15 protein-coding genes are annotated in these 17,013 nt (G+C 69.5%); 13 read left to right on the top strand and 2 right to left on the bottom strand.

Translation table 11 applies throughout. The annotated features are described in order from the left end of the window. The first annotated feature begins 4 nt into the window (after positions 1-4). Genes DACI_RS10360 through DACI_RS10315 form a run of 10 tightly spaced genes read left to right on the top strand, consistent with a single transcriptional unit; the run spans position 5 to position 10,971 of the window. Entirely contained in the window at positions 5-1,327 is a 1,323-nt protein-coding gene (locus tag DACI_RS10360; protein ID WP_012203993.1) for a CpaF family protein, read from the top strand. Continuing rightward, entirely contained in the window at positions 1,324-2,286 is a 963-nt protein-coding gene (locus DACI_RS10355) for a type II secretion system F family protein (protein WP_012203992.1), read from the top strand. The genes DACI_RS10360 and DACI_RS10355 overlap by 4 nt, the downstream gene beginning before the upstream one ends. A gap of 48 nt (positions 2,287-2,334) precedes the next feature. Then, the gene (locus DACI_RS10350) at positions 2,335-3,339 is read left to right on the top strand and encodes a type II secretion system F family protein (protein WP_012203991.1); all 1,005 of its coding nucleotides are present in this window, start codon (positions 2,335-2,337) and stop codon (positions 3,337-3,339) included. A gap of 2 nt (positions 3,340-3,341) precedes the next feature. Beyond that, positions 3,342-4,373 (top strand): tetratricopeptide repeat protein, encoded by a 1,032-nt coding sequence (locus tag DACI_RS10345; RefSeq protein ID WP_012203990.1) that lies wholly within the window; start codon positions 3,342-3,344, stop codon positions 4,371-4,373. A 10-nt stretch (positions 4,374-4,383) separates the two neighbouring features. Beyond that, the gene (locus DACI_RS10340) at positions 4,384-4,824 is read left to right on the top strand and encodes a DUF3613 domain-containing protein (protein WP_012203989.1); all 441 of its coding nucleotides are present in this window, start codon (positions 4,384-4,386) and stop codon (positions 4,822-4,824) included. A 33-nt stretch (positions 4,825-4,857) separates the two neighbouring features. Next, a complete protein-coding gene (locus DACI_RS10335; RefSeq protein ID WP_012203988.1) occupies positions 4,858-5,373 on the top strand; it encodes a TadE/TadG family type IV pilus assembly protein in 516 nt (171 codons plus the stop codon). Further along, positions 5,370-5,912 carry a TadE/TadG family type IV pilus assembly protein gene (locus DACI_RS10330; RefSeq protein ID WP_012203987.1) on the top strand — a complete coding sequence of 181 codons (543 nt, stop codon included), beginning with the start codon at positions 5,370-5,372 and terminating at the stop codon, positions 5,910-5,912. Before DACI_RS10335 ends, DACI_RS10330 begins: the two co-directional genes overlap by 4 nt. Positions 5,913-5,928: 16 nt before the next feature. After that, a complete protein-coding gene (locus DACI_RS10325) occupies positions 5,929-8,217 on the top strand; it encodes a TadG family pilus assembly protein (protein WP_012203986.1) in 2,289 nt (762 codons plus the stop codon). 50 nt (positions 8,218-8,267) lie between these two features. Beyond that, positions 8,268-9,662 (top strand): sigma 54-interacting transcriptional regulator, encoded by a 1,395-nt coding sequence (locus tag DACI_RS10320; RefSeq protein WP_012203985.1) that lies wholly within the window; start codon positions 8,268-8,270, stop codon positions 9,660-9,662. A 34-nt stretch (positions 9,663-9,696) separates the two neighbouring features. Next, complete coding sequence (locus tag DACI_RS10315; protein ID WP_192812316.1) at positions 9,697-10,971, top strand: glycosyltransferase; 1,275 nt, start codon at positions 9,697-9,699, stop codon at positions 10,969-10,971. Positions 10,972-11,014: 43 nt separating this feature from the next. On the opposite strand, the gene DACI_RS10310 is transcribed toward DACI_RS10315, so the two are convergent. Both DACI_RS10310 and DACI_RS10305 read right to left on the bottom strand, forming a co-directional pair. Further along, complete coding sequence (locus tag DACI_RS10310) at positions 11,015-12,454, bottom strand: EAL domain-containing protein (protein ID WP_012203983.1); 1,440 nt, start codon at positions 12,452-12,454, stop codon at positions 11,015-11,017. 15 nt (positions 12,455-12,469) lie between these two features. Continuing rightward, positions 12,470-13,027: a hypothetical protein gene (locus DACI_RS10305; protein WP_043781120.1), complete on the bottom strand. Its 558-nt coding sequence runs from the start codon at positions 13,025-13,027 to the stop codon at positions 12,470-12,472. 300 nt (positions 13,028-13,327) lie between these two features. Between DACI_RS10305 and DACI_RS10300 the strand changes: the two genes are divergently transcribed. The 3 genes from DACI_RS10300 (at position 13,328) to DACI_RS10290 (ending at position 16,934) form a co-directional block, all read left to right on the top strand. Next, a complete protein-coding gene (locus DACI_RS10300; protein ID WP_012203981.1) occupies positions 13,328-14,752 on the top strand; it encodes a sensor histidine kinase in 1,425 nt (474 codons plus the stop codon). After that, positions 14,737-16,083, top strand: coding sequence for a sigma-54-dependent transcriptional regulator (locus DACI_RS10295; RefSeq protein WP_012203980.1), 1,347 nt, complete (start codon positions 14,737-14,739; stop codon positions 16,081-16,083). Before DACI_RS10300 ends, DACI_RS10295 begins: the two co-directional genes overlap by 16 nt. Before the next feature lie 191 nt (positions 16,084-16,274). Continuing rightward, on the top strand, positions 16,275-16,934 hold the full coding sequence (locus tag DACI_RS10290) for a hypothetical protein (protein ID WP_012203979.1): 660 nt from the start codon (positions 16,275-16,277) through the stop codon (positions 16,932-16,934). Positions 16,935-17,013: the final 79 nt, after the last annotated feature.

Genomic DNA, 17,013 nt, shown 5'->3' with positions numbered 1-17,013 from the left:
CACCATGACGACCACGGCTTATTCCCATCTGGCCGACGCCCAGGCCAGCGAGTTCGAGCGAAGCGCGCTGTTCCTCGACCTGAAGAACCGCACGCACGAGCACCTGCTCAGCCGCATCGAGGAGCTGGGTGCCGAGTTCGGCCGTTGGTCGCAGGCCGCCATCGCGCAGTTCGTGCTGATGGAGCTGGACAGCTTCATCCGCCTGCACTCCGTGCCCGTCAACGAGCAGGAGGCGCTGCAGGTGGCGCGCGCCCTCACGCGCGAGCTCACGGGACTGGGGCCGCTGCAGCCGCTGCTGGAAGACCCGCTGGTCGAGGACATCCTCATCAACGGCCACGGCAACATCTACGTCTCGCGCGGCGGCGTGCTGCAGCGCGAGACGCTGCACTTCAAGGACGACGAGCATGTGCTGCGCATCGTGCGCCGCATCCTGGCGCCGCTGGGCCGGCGCCTGGACGAGTCCAGCCCCATGGTCGATGCCCGCCTGCCCGATGGCGGGCGCATCAACGTCATCATCGAGCCGCTGTCCATCGACGGCCCCTCGGTCTCCATCCGCAAGTTCCGCAAGGACCCGCTGACACCGCCCGAACTGGTGCAGCTGGGCACCTTCAACCAGGACATCTGCCGCATCCTGGAGATGGCCGTGCAGGCGCGCTGCAACATCCTGGTCAGCGGCGGCACCAGCTCGGGCAAGACATCCCTGCTCAATGCGCTGGCCAGCTTCATCCCGGGCAGCGAGCGCATCGTCTCCATCGAGGACACGGCCGAGCTGGCCCTCAACCACAACCACGTGGTGCGGCTGGAAAGCCGCCCCGGCGGCTTTGACGGCTCGGGCCACGTCAGCATCCGCGACCTGCTGCGCAACAGCCTGCGCATGCGGCCCGACCGCATCATCGTCGGCGAGGTGCGCGGCGGCGAGGTGCTGGAGCTGCTGCAGGCCATGAACACCGGCCACGACGGCTCCATGGGCACCATCCATGCCAGCTCGCCGCGCGAATGCCTGTACCGCGCCGAAATGCTGGCCGGCTTCGCGGGCTTTCAGGGCAGCGAGGTCAGCCTGCGCCGCCAGATCGCCAATGCCGTGGACTTCATCGTGCAGATCGGCCGCCTGTCCAACGGCCGCCGCCGCCTGCTGTCGCTGACCGAGGTCACGGGCATGACGGACAACATGATCTCCATGCAGGAGCTGTACCGCTACGAGCCCCAGGTGGGCCCTGACGGGCAGGAGATCGACCAGTGGGTGTCGCTGGGCATCTCGCCGCACTCGCCCAAGCTGCTGAGCTGGTGGCGCATGCAGCAGCAGACCGGCCACGGAGGCGTGCGATGACAGGCCTGGCACCCGCCGTCCTCATCCTCGGCGCGCTGGCCTGCCTGCTGCTGGCTCTGGCGCTGTGGGTGATCATGCGCGGGCGCCGCAAGGAACAGGAGCAGTCGATCAACCTGCACATGAAGCGCAGCGTGGACGGCCACCGGGAGGTGATCTCGCCCTCTCCGCCCATGGCCGAGCCCGCCTTCCGCGCCCCCGCCGCGCAGCCCGCGCCCTCACACGCTGCCGTGCAGTGGCTGGCCCAGCGGCTGGGCGTCCAGTCCTGGGGAATCTCGTCCAACACCCTGGCCCTGTTCGCCATCACCGGCCTGGTGCTGGCCTTGCTGGCGACCAGCCAGGCAGGTGCTGCCGCGGGACTGGTGGTGGCCGTGCTGTATGCCGTGGTGCTGGCCTTCGGCATCTGGCGGCGGCAGGCCAAGCGCCGCGAAAGACTGCTGCAGCAACTGCCCGGCTTCCTGGACAACATGGTCCGCCTGATCTCCATCGGCAACTCGCCCCACGCGGCCTTCCAGATGGCGCTGAACAACGTCCCCGATCCGCTGGGCGACGCGCTGCAGCAGGCGGCGGCCATGCTCAGCGCATCGCCCGACCTGGGGCAGGCCATGGGCCAGCTGGAGCGCAACTGGCGCCTGCCCGAATTCGGCCTGCTGGCCGCCGTGTTCCGCATGAGCGTGCGCTATGGCGGCCGCGCCGACCTGGTGCTGGAGCGTGTCTCGGCCTACATCCGCGACCGCCAGTCCGCCGAGCGCGAGCTGCATGCGCTGTCCTCCGAGATCCGCATGTCGGCCTGGGTGCTGGCCCTGCTGCCCCTGGTGGTGGGGGCGCTGATCATGGTGATCAACCGCGGCTACTTCATGCGCATGTGGAACGACGACAGCGGCCAGACCATGGTCCTGGTCGCCGCCGCCCTGGAGGCCCTGGGCGCCTTTCTTCTGTACCGGCTGGCCAAGCTGAGGTGAACCCATGACAGCACAGGCCCACCCATCCGTCTGCGCAAGGAGCCACGCATGACCCCGCAGCAACTGTGGATCGCCAGCATCAGCCTGGGCGCGCTGGGACTGGTGCTGTGGGCCTGCGCCCTGGTGTGGAAGCTGTGGCGCTCGGCCCGTGCCTCCAGCCAGGTCGCCAGGATATTGCAGGCGCGCGATACCGCATCGACCCCGAAGGCCGCCACGAAGAGCGCCATGCAGGCCAACGACGCGCAGCTGCTCAACCCGCTGTCCATCAACGTGCGTTCCTCCGATTCGCCACAGGCGGTGGCCGCCAACCTCCCGCCCCCGGCCTGGCTGCAATGGGGCGTGGCCAAGGCCTTGCTGGCCGATGAGGACCGCAAGCTGCTGGACCAGGCCGGCGTGGGCACGCGCAACGGCAGCATGGCCTATGTGGCCAGCCGCATGGTGCTGTGCGTGGTCCTGCCCCTGCTGGCGCTGGGTGTGCTGCGCCCCGGCGAGAACGCGGCGCTGATGTACGGCTTTCTCGGGGTGAGCCTGGGGCTCATGCTTCCCAAATGGTTTCTGCGCTCGCGGGCCAAGGGCCGGCGCGAGCAGGTGGTCGAGGAACTGCCGCTGTTCGTCGACCTGCTGCGGCTGCTGCAGGGCGTGGGCCTGAGCGTGGACCAGAGCCTGCAGATCCTGGCCTCGGAATTCAAGAGCGTGCTGCGCGTCATCAGCGGAGAACTGGCCTTGGCCAACCAGCTCTACAACACCGGGCGCACGCGCGAGCAATCCTTCCAGCGCATGGTCAACATGAGCGCCGACGACGACATGAGCGCCATCGTCAACCTGCTGGTGCAGGTGGACAAGCATGGCGGCGCCGTGCAGGAGCCGCTGCGGGAATTCAGCATCCGGCTGCGCGAAAAGCGCCAGGCCAGCTTCAAGGAAAAGATAGGTTCCATCACCGTCAAGATGACGGGCGTCATGGTCCTCACGCTGCTGCCCGCCCTGCTCGTCATCACGGCGGGCCCCGGCTTCCTGGCCGTGATCAGGGCATTGACCACCATGGGAGGACGCTAGGCATGCGACACCAGGAAAACACCCGCGCAGGGCGGACGCCAGCGCCGGCACCCCTTGCAACCCTGGCAGCCCTGGCGACCCTGGCCCTGGCCCTGGCCGGCTGCGCCAGCAAGGGGCCGCAGGGCTACGGCGCCCCTTCCGCGCAGCAGGAAACCGCCGCCCAGGCTCAGCAGCAATTGCAGAACGCCCAGCAGGCCACCCAGGTGGACAACGCCCAGACCTATCTGGACCTGATCACGCAGATGCAGCAGGCGGGCCAGTGGTATGCCTCGCTGGCGCACACCGAAGCCTTCGAGCAGCAGTACGGCGTGAACCCGGAGTCGCGCCTGATGCGGGCCGACGCGCTGCGCAACACCGGCCAGGTCGAGCAGGCCCGCCAGGCCTACCTGGCGCTGCTGCAGGGCGCCACCACGGCGCGGGCGCGGCGCGGCCTGGGCCTGCTGTACGCAAGCCAGGGCCAGTATGGCCAGGCCGTGGAGCAGCTGGACAAGGCGCGCCAGCTCAACCCCATCGACGCCAACGTGCTCAGTGACCTGGCCTACGCCCACATGCTCGACGGCCGGCTGGCCGCCGCGCAGATGCCCATCATGCAGGCCTCGCAACTGGCCCCGGCCAACGCGCGGGTGCAGCTGAACATGGCGCTGTTCTGGCTGGCCAGCGGCAACCAGGCTCAGGCGTCGCAGCTGCTGCGCCAGCTGGCCCAGCCCCAGGCCAAGGGCGCCCTGCCCATGATCGACCAGACCTCGCTGCAGACCCTGCAGGCACAGCTGGCCAGCGTGCGCGATGCCGTGCGCCTGCGCGGCGACAGCCTGCCCGCCGAGGCCGGTGCCGCTGTGTCCAGCGCCCCTGTGCTGCCTTCTGTGCCGCCTTCTGCGCTGCCCCCTGCACTACCCCCTGTGCCGACCCTGGGCACCCGCCCCGAAGCACGCGCCACCGAGGCCCTGCCCGAGACCCTGCCGGCCGGCATCACCCGGCGCATTCTTCTTTCCGAGCCGCCCGGCGCCGCAGGCGCAGCACCGGCCTCGCCACTTTGAGGAGCACGACATGCCAGACACATACCGCATGGCCCCACCGCGCCGCACTGCAGTCGCCAACGCTCTGGCCCCCTGGCTGCTGGCCGCCGGCCTGGCCCTGCTTCCCGCGGCCGCGCTGCATGCCCAGGCCTTTGGCGAAGTGCAGAGCCCGCCCGAGCAGGTGGATGCACGGCCCCATGTGTTCGCCGAGCCCTCCACCGACTCCATCCTGGTCGGCTACACGCTCTACACCAACCCCGATGGAACCGTGATGTACCTGCCCCGGCGCGAGATCGACATCGGCGGGGGCACCCTGCGGCTGCTGGAAATGCAGCACAGCCAGCCGGGCCAGCGTGCGCGCCCCATCGCAGGCGAGCAGGCGCGGCGCAGCTATGCGCGCTACCTCAAGAGCTTCGAGACGGAAATCCCCGCCCTGTACAAGACCGGCGTCGAAGCCGGCGGCAAGAACTGAGGCCGGCCCCGGCCACGGCTTGCAGGAACGACCATGACCCGGCGCCAACCCCGCGCTCACCGCCCCCACCGATCTGCCAGCCTGCGGCAGCGGGGGGTGTATGCGCTGGAGTGGGCCATCATCTTCCCGGTGTTCTTTGCCCTGCTGTATGCCTGCATCAGCTACGGGCTGGCGTTCCTGGTGCGCGAATCCATGCAGGCCGCCGCCGAAGACGCCGCGCGGGCCACGCTGCGCTACCAGACCAGCCGCAGCGCCCGCCTGGACGCGGCCCGCAGCCTGGTGCAGCAGCGGCTCGACTGGCTGCCGGCCGACCTCCGGCCCACGGCTGGCAGCATCGACGTGCGCATCTGCAGGCTGCAGAACAGCGAACTGTGCTCGGCCACGCTGACCTGCGGCGTGCTGGTTGCCGAACGCTGCATGGTGCGCGTGGGCTTCACCATCCCTTATGGAACCAGCCCGATAGCGCCCGCCCTGCCGGGCTTCGGCCTGGTCATGCCCACCACGTTGACGGCCAGCGCCAACATCATGGTGGACAGGGGGGGGCTATGAAGCTCCCCCTGAGTCGCTTCGCGCCTTCCCCCTCTCTCGCTTCGCGGGAGGGGGGCATACGGGCCACCGGCGACACCCTCGCGGCAGGGCTGCGCAGGCGGCAGCGCGGCGTGGCGGCGGTGGAGTTCGCGCTGATCGCCGGGGTGATGGTGATGCTGCTGATGGGCATGTTCGTGTACTGGCGCGTGCTGCAGGCACAGCAGTCGCTGGCACGTGCCACGGGCGATGGCGCGCGCATGGTCCAGCATCTGGCGTTTGGCGGGATGGCGGGCTACAACCCGGCCAAGCCGGCCGAACGCGCCAACATCCTGCAGGCCACCAGCGATGTGGTGAACCAGAGCCTGGCGGCCAGCGGCATTCCGGCGGGCACGGCGCCCACCCAGATACAGATCGACTGGGGCACTTCCCAGGCCACGCTGAGCGTGGTCTACATGCTTCCCCCCGTGCTGGGCCAGGGCCTGCAGGTGGGCAGCCAGACCTTGGGCGAACCCACGCGCCTGGAGTCCCGCAGCCTGATCAGGCTTGCGCCCGGCAGCTAGACAGGAGGAACAGAGCATGCTCACCCACCTCCCCGCATCCGCACACAGCCCCCGCACGCGCCGGCAAGGGCGCCGGAAAGAGCGCTGGCAAGGGCGCCGGCAAGGCGGCAGCCTGCTCGTGCAGTTCGCCCTGCTGGGCTCGGTGCTGTTCCTGTTGCTCGGCGTCGTGGACCTGGGCTACATGTACTACGCCAAGCGCGACCTGCAGCGCATTGCCGATCTGGCGGCCACCCAGGCGGCCCAGGCCATCAATGCCGAGCGCAGCAACCGCGCCGCCTGCGTGGCGGCGGGCGAGGACAGCATCACGGCCAACTGGCCGGTTCCACTGACCCGCAACAGCACCCAGACCGTGGTCAGCTGCGGCAACTGGAACCCGGCGGACCCGGCGCGCCAATCGAGCGGCGGCCGCTTCTTCGACGCCAGCTCCGGCCCGCTCAACGCGGCGCGCGTGACGGTGGGCGGCACCTCGCCGACCATCTTTCCCGGCCCCTGGAGCCGTGCCGTGGTGGCCGAGGCCATTGCCATGCGCAACGACTCGGTGGCGTCCTTCCAGGTGGGCTCGCAGCTGCTGCGCTTCAACAAGGACACGCCGCTGGGAGGGCTGCTGGGCCTGGTGGGGCTGGACGTGGGCATGCTGACCCTGCTGGACTCCAAGGGCCTGGCCGATGCCAAGATCAGCCCGGCCGGCCTGCTCAAGGCCCTGGGCGTGAACCTGGGCATAGAGCAGCTGCGCGCGCTGTCGCCCGAGGGCCTGGCCAACATCGCCAGCGTCACCCTGCTGAACGTGATCGACGCCTCCATCAGCGCCATCACCGACAACGCGCTGGCCGTGCAGCTCAATGCGCTCAAGACCCAGGTGATCAACCTGGGCCTGAGCACCATCAAGATCCCGCTGGGCAGCCTGGATGACCAGAAGGGCCTGTTCGCCTTCCTGGGCGCCGGCCGCACCGATCCGCTGAACGCGGCCATGGACGTGCAGCTGGGCATTGGCGACCTGCTGAAGACGGCCATTGCCATCGGCGCCAACGGCCACGCGCTGCAGGCCAACCAGCTGGATGTGGCCGGGCTCATCAAGGGCCAGCTGACCATCGTGCAGCCGCCCACCATTGCCGTGGGCCCCGTCGGCACGCAGGGCTACAGCGCGCAGATCCGCCTGAACCTGAACGTGGACACGGACCAGCTGCTGGGCGGCGCACTCAAATGGCTGGTCAAGGACATCCTTGGCACCCAGGTCAAGCTGCCCATTGCCGTGGACATCACCAACGCCACCGGCACGCTGACCGCGCTGCAGTGCAGCGCCAGCCCGCAGACCATGGACCTGTCGGTCAAGTCCTCCATCCTCAACGCCTGCGTGGGCAAGATGGACCCCAACAACAAGCAAAGCTGCGAGAAGGGCCTGCAGGACGAGCAGCTGATCACCCTGCTGCGCCTGCCCGTGCTGACCGGCAAGCTCTGGGTGCCGGCACTGGAGTACACGGACTCCACCACGGGCCTGGGCATGGAGCCGGGCTACGAAGACCCGGCCGACCCCAACTGGTCCAAGACCAACCGCTCCACGCAGGTGAACCAGCTGGCGCTGGGCGACACGGTCAACAACATCGTCACGGGACTGCTCAACCTGCTCAGCGGCCTGCTGCAGCCGCCGAACAGCACGCCCACCGACATCACCACGCGCCTGCTGGGCTCCTACCTGGACGCCTCCATGGTGAACGGGCTCTACAACGTGACCGGCCTCACCAACCTGCTGCTCAACGGGCGCGGCGTGGCCGGCGACAAGGACTACATGCCGCCGCTGCTCACGTCCAACTTCACGTTCAACAACGCCATCGCCAAGTCCTGCCTGCTGGTGGCCTGCCCGTCCTCCACCTGGAACAGCGGCACGTTCTCGGCCGCCCTCAACTCCTACACCAGCGTGCCCGGCGGCCTGCTGGATGTGCTGGGCATCTCCACCTACGACAACGGCTACCAGAGCTGCGCGGGCCTGCTCAGCTCGCTGCTCAACTGGAATGGCTGCGTCAAGAACAACGTGACCAAGCTGCTGACCTCGCACCCGCAGTACCTGTACGCGATCAACCCCAACAGCCCCGAGATCCAGTCCCTGCTCAACCGCGACAACAACCTCACCTGCACCGGCGCCCTGTGCACCCTGCTCAAGCCGCTGGTCACCACCGTGCTCAAGCCCATCCTCAACGGCGTGGGCACGCTGCTGACCAGCGTGCTCAAGGACACGCTGGGGCTGGAGGTGGGCCGCACCGACATCAAGGCCCTGTCCATCGGCTGCGACACGGCGCAACTGGTTTTCTGAACGGCAGGCAAGGCCATCCAATCCATGAATCGACAACGAGGGAATGCAACGTGAATCTGGACGAGCTCGTCATCTATGTCTGGGAAGGCCAGGCCGACATCGCCGAGCGGGTGGAGCGCTGCGTGCTCAACCTGGGCGTGGACGTGGTGCGCGCCGACGGGCTGGCCCTGCCCGCCGACACCAGCGAGCTGGGCAATGCGATCGCCGTGGTCAGCGTCTCGGTGCTGGAGGGCGCGCGCTTCACGCGCCAGGGCGTGGAGGGCACCTTCGGCATGCCCGTGCTGTGGGTCAGCGCCAAGCAGCGCGACGCCAACGCCGGCACCTATGCCATGGAGTACTCGCATGTGCTGCCCTTCGACTTCACGGGGGCCGAGCTGCGCGCCATGCTGGTGCGCATCCTGCGGCGCATGCAGAGCAACCAGCGCCAGGTGCAGCGCTCGGAGGACATCATCGCCGTGGCCGACTGCATGCAGCGCCTGCTGCGCGACGTGGACACCTTTGCCGACTGCGAGCACAGCGTGCTCATCATCGGCGAGACCGGCGTGGGCAAGGAACGCATTGCCGAGCGGCTGCACGAGCGCAACAACCGCTACGGCCAGGGCCCCTTCGTGGTGGTCAACTGCGGCGCCATCCCGGACGGGCTGTTCGAGTCCCTGTTCTTCGGCCATGCCAAGGGCTCGTTCACGGGCGCGGTGAATGCCCACAAGGGCTATCTGGAGCAGGCCAACGGCGGCACGCTGTTCCTGGACGAGATCGCGGACCTGCCGCTGTACCAGCAGGTCAAGCTGCTGCGCGTGCTGGAAGAGCGCGCCATCACGCGGCTGGGCTCGGCCGCCGCCGTGCGGCTGGATTTCCGGCTGGTGGCGGCCACCAACAAGCCGCTGCGCGGGCTGGTGCGCGAGGGGCGCTTCCGGGCCGACCTGTTCTTCCGCCTGGCCGTGATCGAGCTGCAGATCCCCAGCCTGGAGGAGCGCGGCGAGGCCGACAAGCTGGCCATCTTCCACGCCATCCTGCACAAGGTGGTGGGCGAGGCCACGATGAAGGAGCTGGGCGAGCCGCCCTTCTTCATCCTCGACGCCGTGGCCCAGATGTACTTCCCCGGCAATGTGCGCGAGCTGCGCAACCTGGCCGAGCGCATCGGCGTGGCCGCCCGCCAGACGCGCGACTGGAACGCCGACGGCGCCACGCAGCGCATCCTGCAGCACGCCCAGGCCCTGTCGGCCACCACCTTCCCGCCGGACGCCGGCGCCGCCGAGCCCCTGCTGGCCGACCGCAGCAACTGGGACATGGACGAGCGCAACCGCATCATCGCGGCGCTCAACACCAACGACTGGAAGCGCCAGAACACGGCCCAGCACCTGGGCATCAGCCGCAAGGTGCTCTGGGAAAAGATGCGCAAGTACCAGATCAGCGACGGCGAGCCCGAAGTGCCCGTGCCGGGCTGAGCACGCCCTCCGACACATCCCCATTCCCCACGCCATGGAGACTTCCACGAACATGCAGGACAAGCCGGTCATCATCTTCGTCAGCGCCGTCTACCCCAGCCAGTACAGCCTGCTGTGCAGCCACCTTCGCGCCAGCGGCGCGGCCGACAGCTGGTTCATGACCATGCCCGGCCATGCCGAGAACTACGCCAGCCAGTGCGACCACCTGCTGTCGTTCCGGCCCGATGGCGACATCGTCGGCCCGCAAAGCTACTACTACTCCAGCAAGGTGGAGCGCTCGGCACGCATAGGCCGCGGCCTGCTGCAGGGCCTGCAGGCCTTCGAGAAGGAAAAGGGAAAACGCATCGACGTGGTGGTCGCCCACTCGCTGTGGGCCGCGCCCAACCTGCTGTACGGCGAGATCGATGCGGCCATCGTCAGCTACATCGAGTTCCCCAGCTACCGCGTGCACGGCAACGAGCCCGACTACCCGCCCGACCTGTCCCAGCGCCTGGCCGACCGCAACATGGAAATGCTGCACTACCACCAGGTGCTGTGCAGCGACCTGACCATCGCGCCCAGCGCCCATGCGCGCTCGCTGTTCCCGCCGCTGCTGCAGGAGCGCGTGGCCGTGCAGTTCGAGGGCTTCGACATCCAGGCGCCCGACGAGCAGGCCGAGCCGCCGCCGCGCCAGGACACGCGCTTCACCGTGGCCTTCTCATCGCGCGACCTGTCCAGCTCCAAGGGCTTCGAGACCTTCATGCGCCTGGTCGACCGACTGGTGCGCGAGGGCGACGGCCAGCAGATGCGCTTCATCGCCCTGGGCGACCCCACGGCCGTGACCTACGGTTACGAACAGCAATGGGTGGAGCGCCGCTACCAGGGCAAGGTGGCCAGTTTCCGCGACCATCTTCTGCAGATCCACCCGGCCGCCCAGGTGGTGGAGTTCCCGGGCAAGCTGCCGTATGACGAGTTCGCGCGCACGCTGGCCTCGGTGGACCTGTTCCTCTATCCGCTGCGCTACGGCGTGGCCAACTGGGGATTGATGGAGATCCTGGCGCGCGGCGGCTGCGTGATCGGATCGAACTGGGGCTTTGTGCCGGAGCTGGTGCAAAACGATGTCAACGGCCTGCTGCTGCCCGACAGCGACGACGCCTGGATAGGCGCCATCCGCCAGCTGCGCGACGACCCGGCCCGGCGCCAGCGCTACGGCCGGGCCGCGCGCGAGACGGGCAAGCGCTTTCACATCTCCAACGTGGCCCCGCGCTTCATGGACCTGTTCCGCCTGGCCATGGCGCGGCGCAAGGCCGCCCCGCTGATGCTGGAGTGAGGTGCCGCACCGGCCCGGGCCAGGGCCGGGATCGGTCCAGGCCTCAGGCCCGCGCCCGCAGGAAAAATCCCGTGCCCATGCCGGTCTCGGCGGCCGACACCTCGGCTCCACCAGACACGGCTGAGGCCGCCACAAGGGCAGACATGCGCTCCATGCCGCTCCAGCTCAGGGCCATGTCCAGCTCGTCGCCGTCCTGCACCTCGGTCGCCTCCAGCACCTCCAGCACGTCTTCCACGCGCACCACCTGGTCCAGCAGGCCATGCAGCGAGGGCCGGGCGATGAAGAAGCCCTGCGCGCCATGGGCTCCCGCCAGCGCCACGGCCTCCAGGCCCTGGGCGGACTCGATGCCTTCCACGATCACGCAGGCGCCCCGGTCGGCGCACAGGCTGACCAGGCCCTGCATCATCCGGGCCGAAGGCCGGGCCTGCAGGCTCTGGTCCAGCACGGACTTGTCGATCTTGACGATGTTGGCGCGCAGCTTGCCCAGAATGTCCAGGCCGCCGCGCCGGGGCACGATGTCGTCCAGCGCCACGCGCACGCCCAGGATCTGCAGGTGCCGCACCAGGCCCAGCGCGGCCTTCTCGCAGGGGAAGGCGCCGGTCTCGGTGATCTCCAGCACCAGGCGCTGGGCGATCTCGGGCCGGTCCTCCAGGTAGTCGAACACGCCATCCCACCAGGCGTCATCGCAGAACGAGGCGGCCGACAGATTGCAGCCCAGGCTGTGGCCGGTCTCCATCTCCAGCGCGCCTATCACCGACCACAGCACGCTGCGGTCCAGCCGCGCGGCCAGGCCCAGGCGCTCCAGCGCCTCGATGGCGTGGGGCACGGCGTAGTTGTCGTAGGCAGAGAACACGCTGCGGCGCAGCAGGCACTCGTGGTAGAGGGTGCGGCCCGCGCCGGCCCCACTGCCCCCGCCTGCCATGCCTGCCGGCTCCAGCAGCGTCACGGGCTGGAATGCCAGCGCCAGGTGGCCCAGCCGCAGGTCGTCCAGCAGGCGGCCCGCCAACTGCATGTCGGCCTGGTAGGCCTTGATCAGCCTGGGGTGCATCCTGCGCACCGCCATGTCCTGGACGCCCGCCGTGGCGTGGCCCTTGCCGCGTATCTCGTGCAGGCCCGTCAGGGAGACGCAGCCCAGCGCCTGCACCTCGGCGCGCAGATAGGCCTGGCGCGCGCCGTCCACCACCGGGTCGCGCACCAGGGCGGACTCCAGCGCATGCATCCAGCCATGCCGGGCCTGATTGCCGGGCAGCACCGTGTCAGCCATCGTGCGGGGATCGAAGCCCCGAACCAGCACCGTGTCGCCCGCACGCTCCAACGATTCGGCATCAATCCCCAGGCCCGTGAGCCGCTCCACGCAGACCCGCATGGCCTCCTCGCAGAAGCCGTTGCCGTAGACGCTGCGCCAGGTCTGCAGGGGCGACAGCCAGATGGCCAGGTCCACGGGGGTGTCGCCGGGCGGAGCTTCGATGATGTCGTCGTGCATGGTGTGCTCCTTCATTCAACGGCCTGCAATGGGTTGTGAATAGCAGTGAAATCCGATCGCCCTGCGCCCCCGGCCGGACGGCCCGCCGCCGAGCACGCCGGCATCCACGGCCGACAGCGCCAGGTCCACATGGCCGGCCACCAGGTCAAAGACCACCGAGCAGGCATCCGCCTTGCGGCTGAAATACGCCAGCGTGGCGTCCGTGCCACCAGCGAAGCTGCCCAGCAGCGCCTGCCCGTCCTGCTCCTGGAACACGGCCTGCGCGCCGCCCTGCTGGGGCACGATGACGCGGTCGCCCTGCTGCAGCACGGCGCCGGCCTGGGCCGCGATCACATCGTTGCGCCGCACGATGCGCACGCCCTCGCTCACGCGCGTCAGCATTGCCACCGGCGCCATCTGTGCATGCGCGCCTCCATCACCGGCCTCGCGCGCAGAGGCAAAGCCAGAAGCGCGCGGCACCGCCGCAGACGCAAACGAGGCGGGCACGTTCAACGGCTTGCTGCGCGCCCTGTCCGGGTGGGCGCGCAGTCGCGGCAGAGGCACGCCTGCAAACGACAACGAGACAGCGGCCATGGTTTCTCCTCCGAAAGACGGCGATCGATGGGGCGGGTGGCGCAGTGCCCGGTTTTCCAGACACTGCGACAAGCTTTTTGCATCCTGTTGCAACAAGCGTGCCATGGGCCTGGACGTCTTCATCCAACGCAAATCCATCTGTAACCTATTGATTTATTTGAACAGCCACGCACAACCGCCGCCATGTCACCCCGCGGCGTTACGGGCGATGTCACGTAACGCCGACGCGCCACGGCGTTACTTTCGCAGCGGCCGCGCAGGACGACGCGGCCCTGGCTGCCAGGCGCGGACCCCCTTTCGGTGTATGTTCCAGCGCATCACTTTCAGGAGCCGGCCCTGTCCCCGCAAAAGTCCATCCAACGGGATCTGGTGATCCTCTGGCTCACCATCTCGGCCGTCGCCCTGGTGCTGGCGTGGCTGCTGCTGCTGCTGACACGGCAGGGCACCGACCAGCAGGTTTCCCGCGCCCGCGACGCCGCAGGCGTCAGCTGCAGCGCACTGCAGGCCGGGGCCGCGCGCATGGGGCTGGCGGGGCTGATGGCGGACACGCCCAGCGCACAGGCCCGGTCCGCCGCGCAGGCCGTGCTGGACCTGGCGCTGCGCGAGCGCCCCGGCATGGAAGGCGGCTTCTGGCGCGAGGGCCCTGGCGTGGTGGCCTATGCCTTTCCCACCTATGACGGCTCCGGCATCAAGCGCGATGCGCCCAGTGCGGAGATGGAGCGCATCGCCTCCACCGCCCAGCGCGCGCGGGACAGCGCAGGCCTGGTGACCGACCTGCGCCCCGGCCTGCGCGAGGCGGTGGTCTTTGCCGCCTGCCCGGCCCAGGCCGATGCGCCCGCCCTGGTGGCCTGGACACTGATGCGCGTCCCCCTGATCAGCGCCGACGTGGTCAACCCCCTCATCCTTGCCGTCAGCCTGCTGCTGGGCATGGTCCTGGTCTCGGGCCTGTGGCTGGGCAGAATGCTCCGGCGCTGGCAGCGGCAGTCGGCACAGATGGAGCAGCAACTGCTCAGCGCCGAACGGCTGGCCACCCTGGGCCGGCTGTCCGCAGGCCTGGCGCACGAGATCCGCAACCCGCTGGGCACCATGCGCATGAAGGCCGAGAACGCGCTGGCAGCGCCCGCGCCACTGCGCGAAGCGCGCAGCCAGGGCGCACTGGAGGCCGTACTGGCCCAGACCGCGCGCCTGGAAGACCTGGTATCGAGCCTGCTGGCCTTGACCCAGCCCTTCCGGGTGCAGCCGGAGCCGGTGGACCTGCAGCAGCTGCTGGACGAAAGGCTGCAGGCACATGCCGAGCTGGCCCAGGCCAGGGGCGTGCAACTGGCAACGGCAGTGTCCGCCGGCCTTGCCCGGGACCTGCAGGATGGGCGCCGCCCTCTGCTGGACCCCGCACAGATGGCCAGGGCGCTGGACAATCTGCTTCTCAACGCCCTGGCGCACACGGCGGCCGGCGGCCGGGTGGAACTGGGCGCGGACCGCAGCGGCACCACCGTTTCCCACCGCAACAGCCCGCTGCAACTGTGGGTGGCCGATGACGGCACGGGCATTGCGCCCGAGCTGCGCGACACGCTGTTCGAGCCCTTCACCACCGCGCGCCCCGGCGGCACCGGGCTGGGATTGGCGCTGGTGCGCGAAATCGTGCTGGCCCATGGCGGCCGCATCGCGCTGGGCAAGACAACACAAGGCACCCGCATAGAAATGGAATTTCCATGGCCCGCATCCTGATCGTTGACGATGACACGGCCTTCCGCGAAAGCCTGGCCGAGATGCTGGGCGACCTGGGCCACGCGGTCAGCGCGGCGCCCACGGTGGCGGCGGGGCTGCAGGTGCTGCAGGGCGGTTCGGTGGATGTGGCCATCGTCGATCTGCGCATGCCCGGCGAGGACGGGCTGGCCTTCCTGCGCAAGGCCCGCGGCCTCTCGCGGGCGCCCTGCATCATGCTCACGGCCTATGCCAGCGGCAGCAACACCATCGAGGCCATGCGCCTGGGCGCCTTCGATCACTTGACCAAGCCCATTGCCAGAACCTCGCTGGTCGAGGTGCTGGAGCGCGCCTTGCTCAGTGCCGGCCAGGCCGGCAGCCCTGAGAACGCCGCACAGAATCCGGCGCAGAACCAGGAGCCGGAAGGCGATGACGCCGAACTGGTCAGCGGCAGCGAGGCCATGCGGCAGGTCTTCAAGCGCATCGGCCTGGCGGCGGACAGCGACGCCACCGTGCTGGTGCTGGGCGAGACCGGCACGGGCAAGGAACTGGTGGCCCGAGCCCTGCACCGCAACAGCGCCCGGGCGGAGCGCCCCTTCGTGGCCGTCAACTGCGCGGCCATTCCGGCCGACCTGATGGAAAGCGAACTCTTCGGCCATGTGAAGGGCGCCTTCACGGGCGCCGCCAGCGACCGCGCAGGGCGCTTTCGCGAGGCGCAGGGCGGCACGCTGTTCCTCGATGAAGTGGGCGACATGCCGCTGCCCACGCAGGCCAAGATCCTCCGGGCGCTGCAGGAGCGCGAGATCACGCCCGTGGGCGCCAGCCGGGCGCTGCCCGTGAACGTGCGCATCATCGCGGCCACGCACCGCGACCTGCCCGCCGCCGTCAAGGAGGGTCGCTTTCGCGAGGATCTCTGGTACCGGCTCCAGGTCGTGCCCGTGCACCTGCCGCCGCTGCGCGAGCGCCTGGGCGACGTGCTGCTGCTGGCCGAGCATTTCCTGCGCCAAGGCGGCGGCGCCTCGCCCAAGCGCCTGGGTGCCGACGCCGCGCAGCTGCTGCTGGCGCACGACTGGCCCGGCAATGTGCGCGAGCTGCGCAACGCCATGGAGCGCGCGGCCCTGCTGTGCCCCGGGCCGGTCATCGGGGCCGAGCACATCGGCCTGCAGCCTGCCGCGGCGCACGGGCCCGCCATCGACTGGAACGGCCCGCTGGCCGCCGCCGTCGCCCAGTTGGAGCGCGAAATGGTCACGCGTGCCCTGGCCGCCGCCACGGGCAACCGTGCCGAGGCCGCGCGCCGCCTGGGACTGTCGCGCCAGCAGCTGTACCGCAAGCTGGCGGAGTTCGGGCTGGGCTGAGGCCGCAATGGGCGCACGGACGCACGGACGCACGGACGGCGCCGCATGTGTCCGATACGGTGACACCGGCTGTCTCCGCATCGGACACCGGGCCCGCAGCATCCTCTGCAAGTTATTGATTTCATGAGGATTCCTGATGGCATGGCACTTGCATTGACGGATGCGTGTCCATCGCCAACCAAGGAGCCCTCATGTCCCGATTTGTTCTTTCCTCCGCCGTTCTGTGGCTGGGTTCCAGCGCATTGAATGCGCATGCCGTGCCGCCCGGCGGCTTCGCCCCTGCAGGGCCTGGCGCGCCGCACGCACAGGCCGTGCTCGAAAGCGCCGTCGCCCGGCTGCTGACCAATCCGTATGGAGAGGTGGACGGCCTGCGCCTGACCGACGGCACGGTGGTCCGATTCCCGCCGCATATGTCCGACGCGCTCACGGCAGCCGTGAAGGTGGGCGACACGGTGCGCATCATCGGCCGCAGCGAAGCCGGTGGTGCGGTCAAGGCGGATGCCATCGTGAACTCGGCCAGCGGCCAGACCGTGTACGACCAACCGCCCGCCCGCGACGGCGCGCGCCCCATGCCGCCGCACCTGCGCATGGCCGGCCTGCAGACGCAGCAGGCCCAGGGCCGCATTGACGTGGTCCTTACCGGCCCGCGCGGCGATGCCAACGGCGTCATCCTGTCCGACGGCGCCATCGTGCGCTTTGCCCCCCATGCGCTGCAGCAGCCGCTGCAGCAGGGGCAGCTGTTTGCCGCCTCGGGCCTGGGCACGCGCAACGCGCACGGCACTTCGCTGGAGGCCACCAGCATGGGTGCCAGCCTGTCGGACCTGCAGCCGCTGTACGACCGCGCGCGCTGACGCCACCGCCCGGTCCCCGGGGCCGGGCGGGCTCCTGCCCCTTCCTGCTGTTCTGCTGTTCTGCTGTTCTGCTGTTCTG

This window comes from Delftia acidovorans SPH-1, from assembly GCF_000018665.1.
Taxonomy (GTDB): domain Bacteria; phylum Pseudomonadota; class Gammaproteobacteria; order Burkholderiales; family Burkholderiaceae_C; genus Comamonas; species Comamonas acidovorans.
Note: the sequence above shows the minus strand (reverse complement) of the source record. Positions and strands in the feature narration are given on the sequence as shown.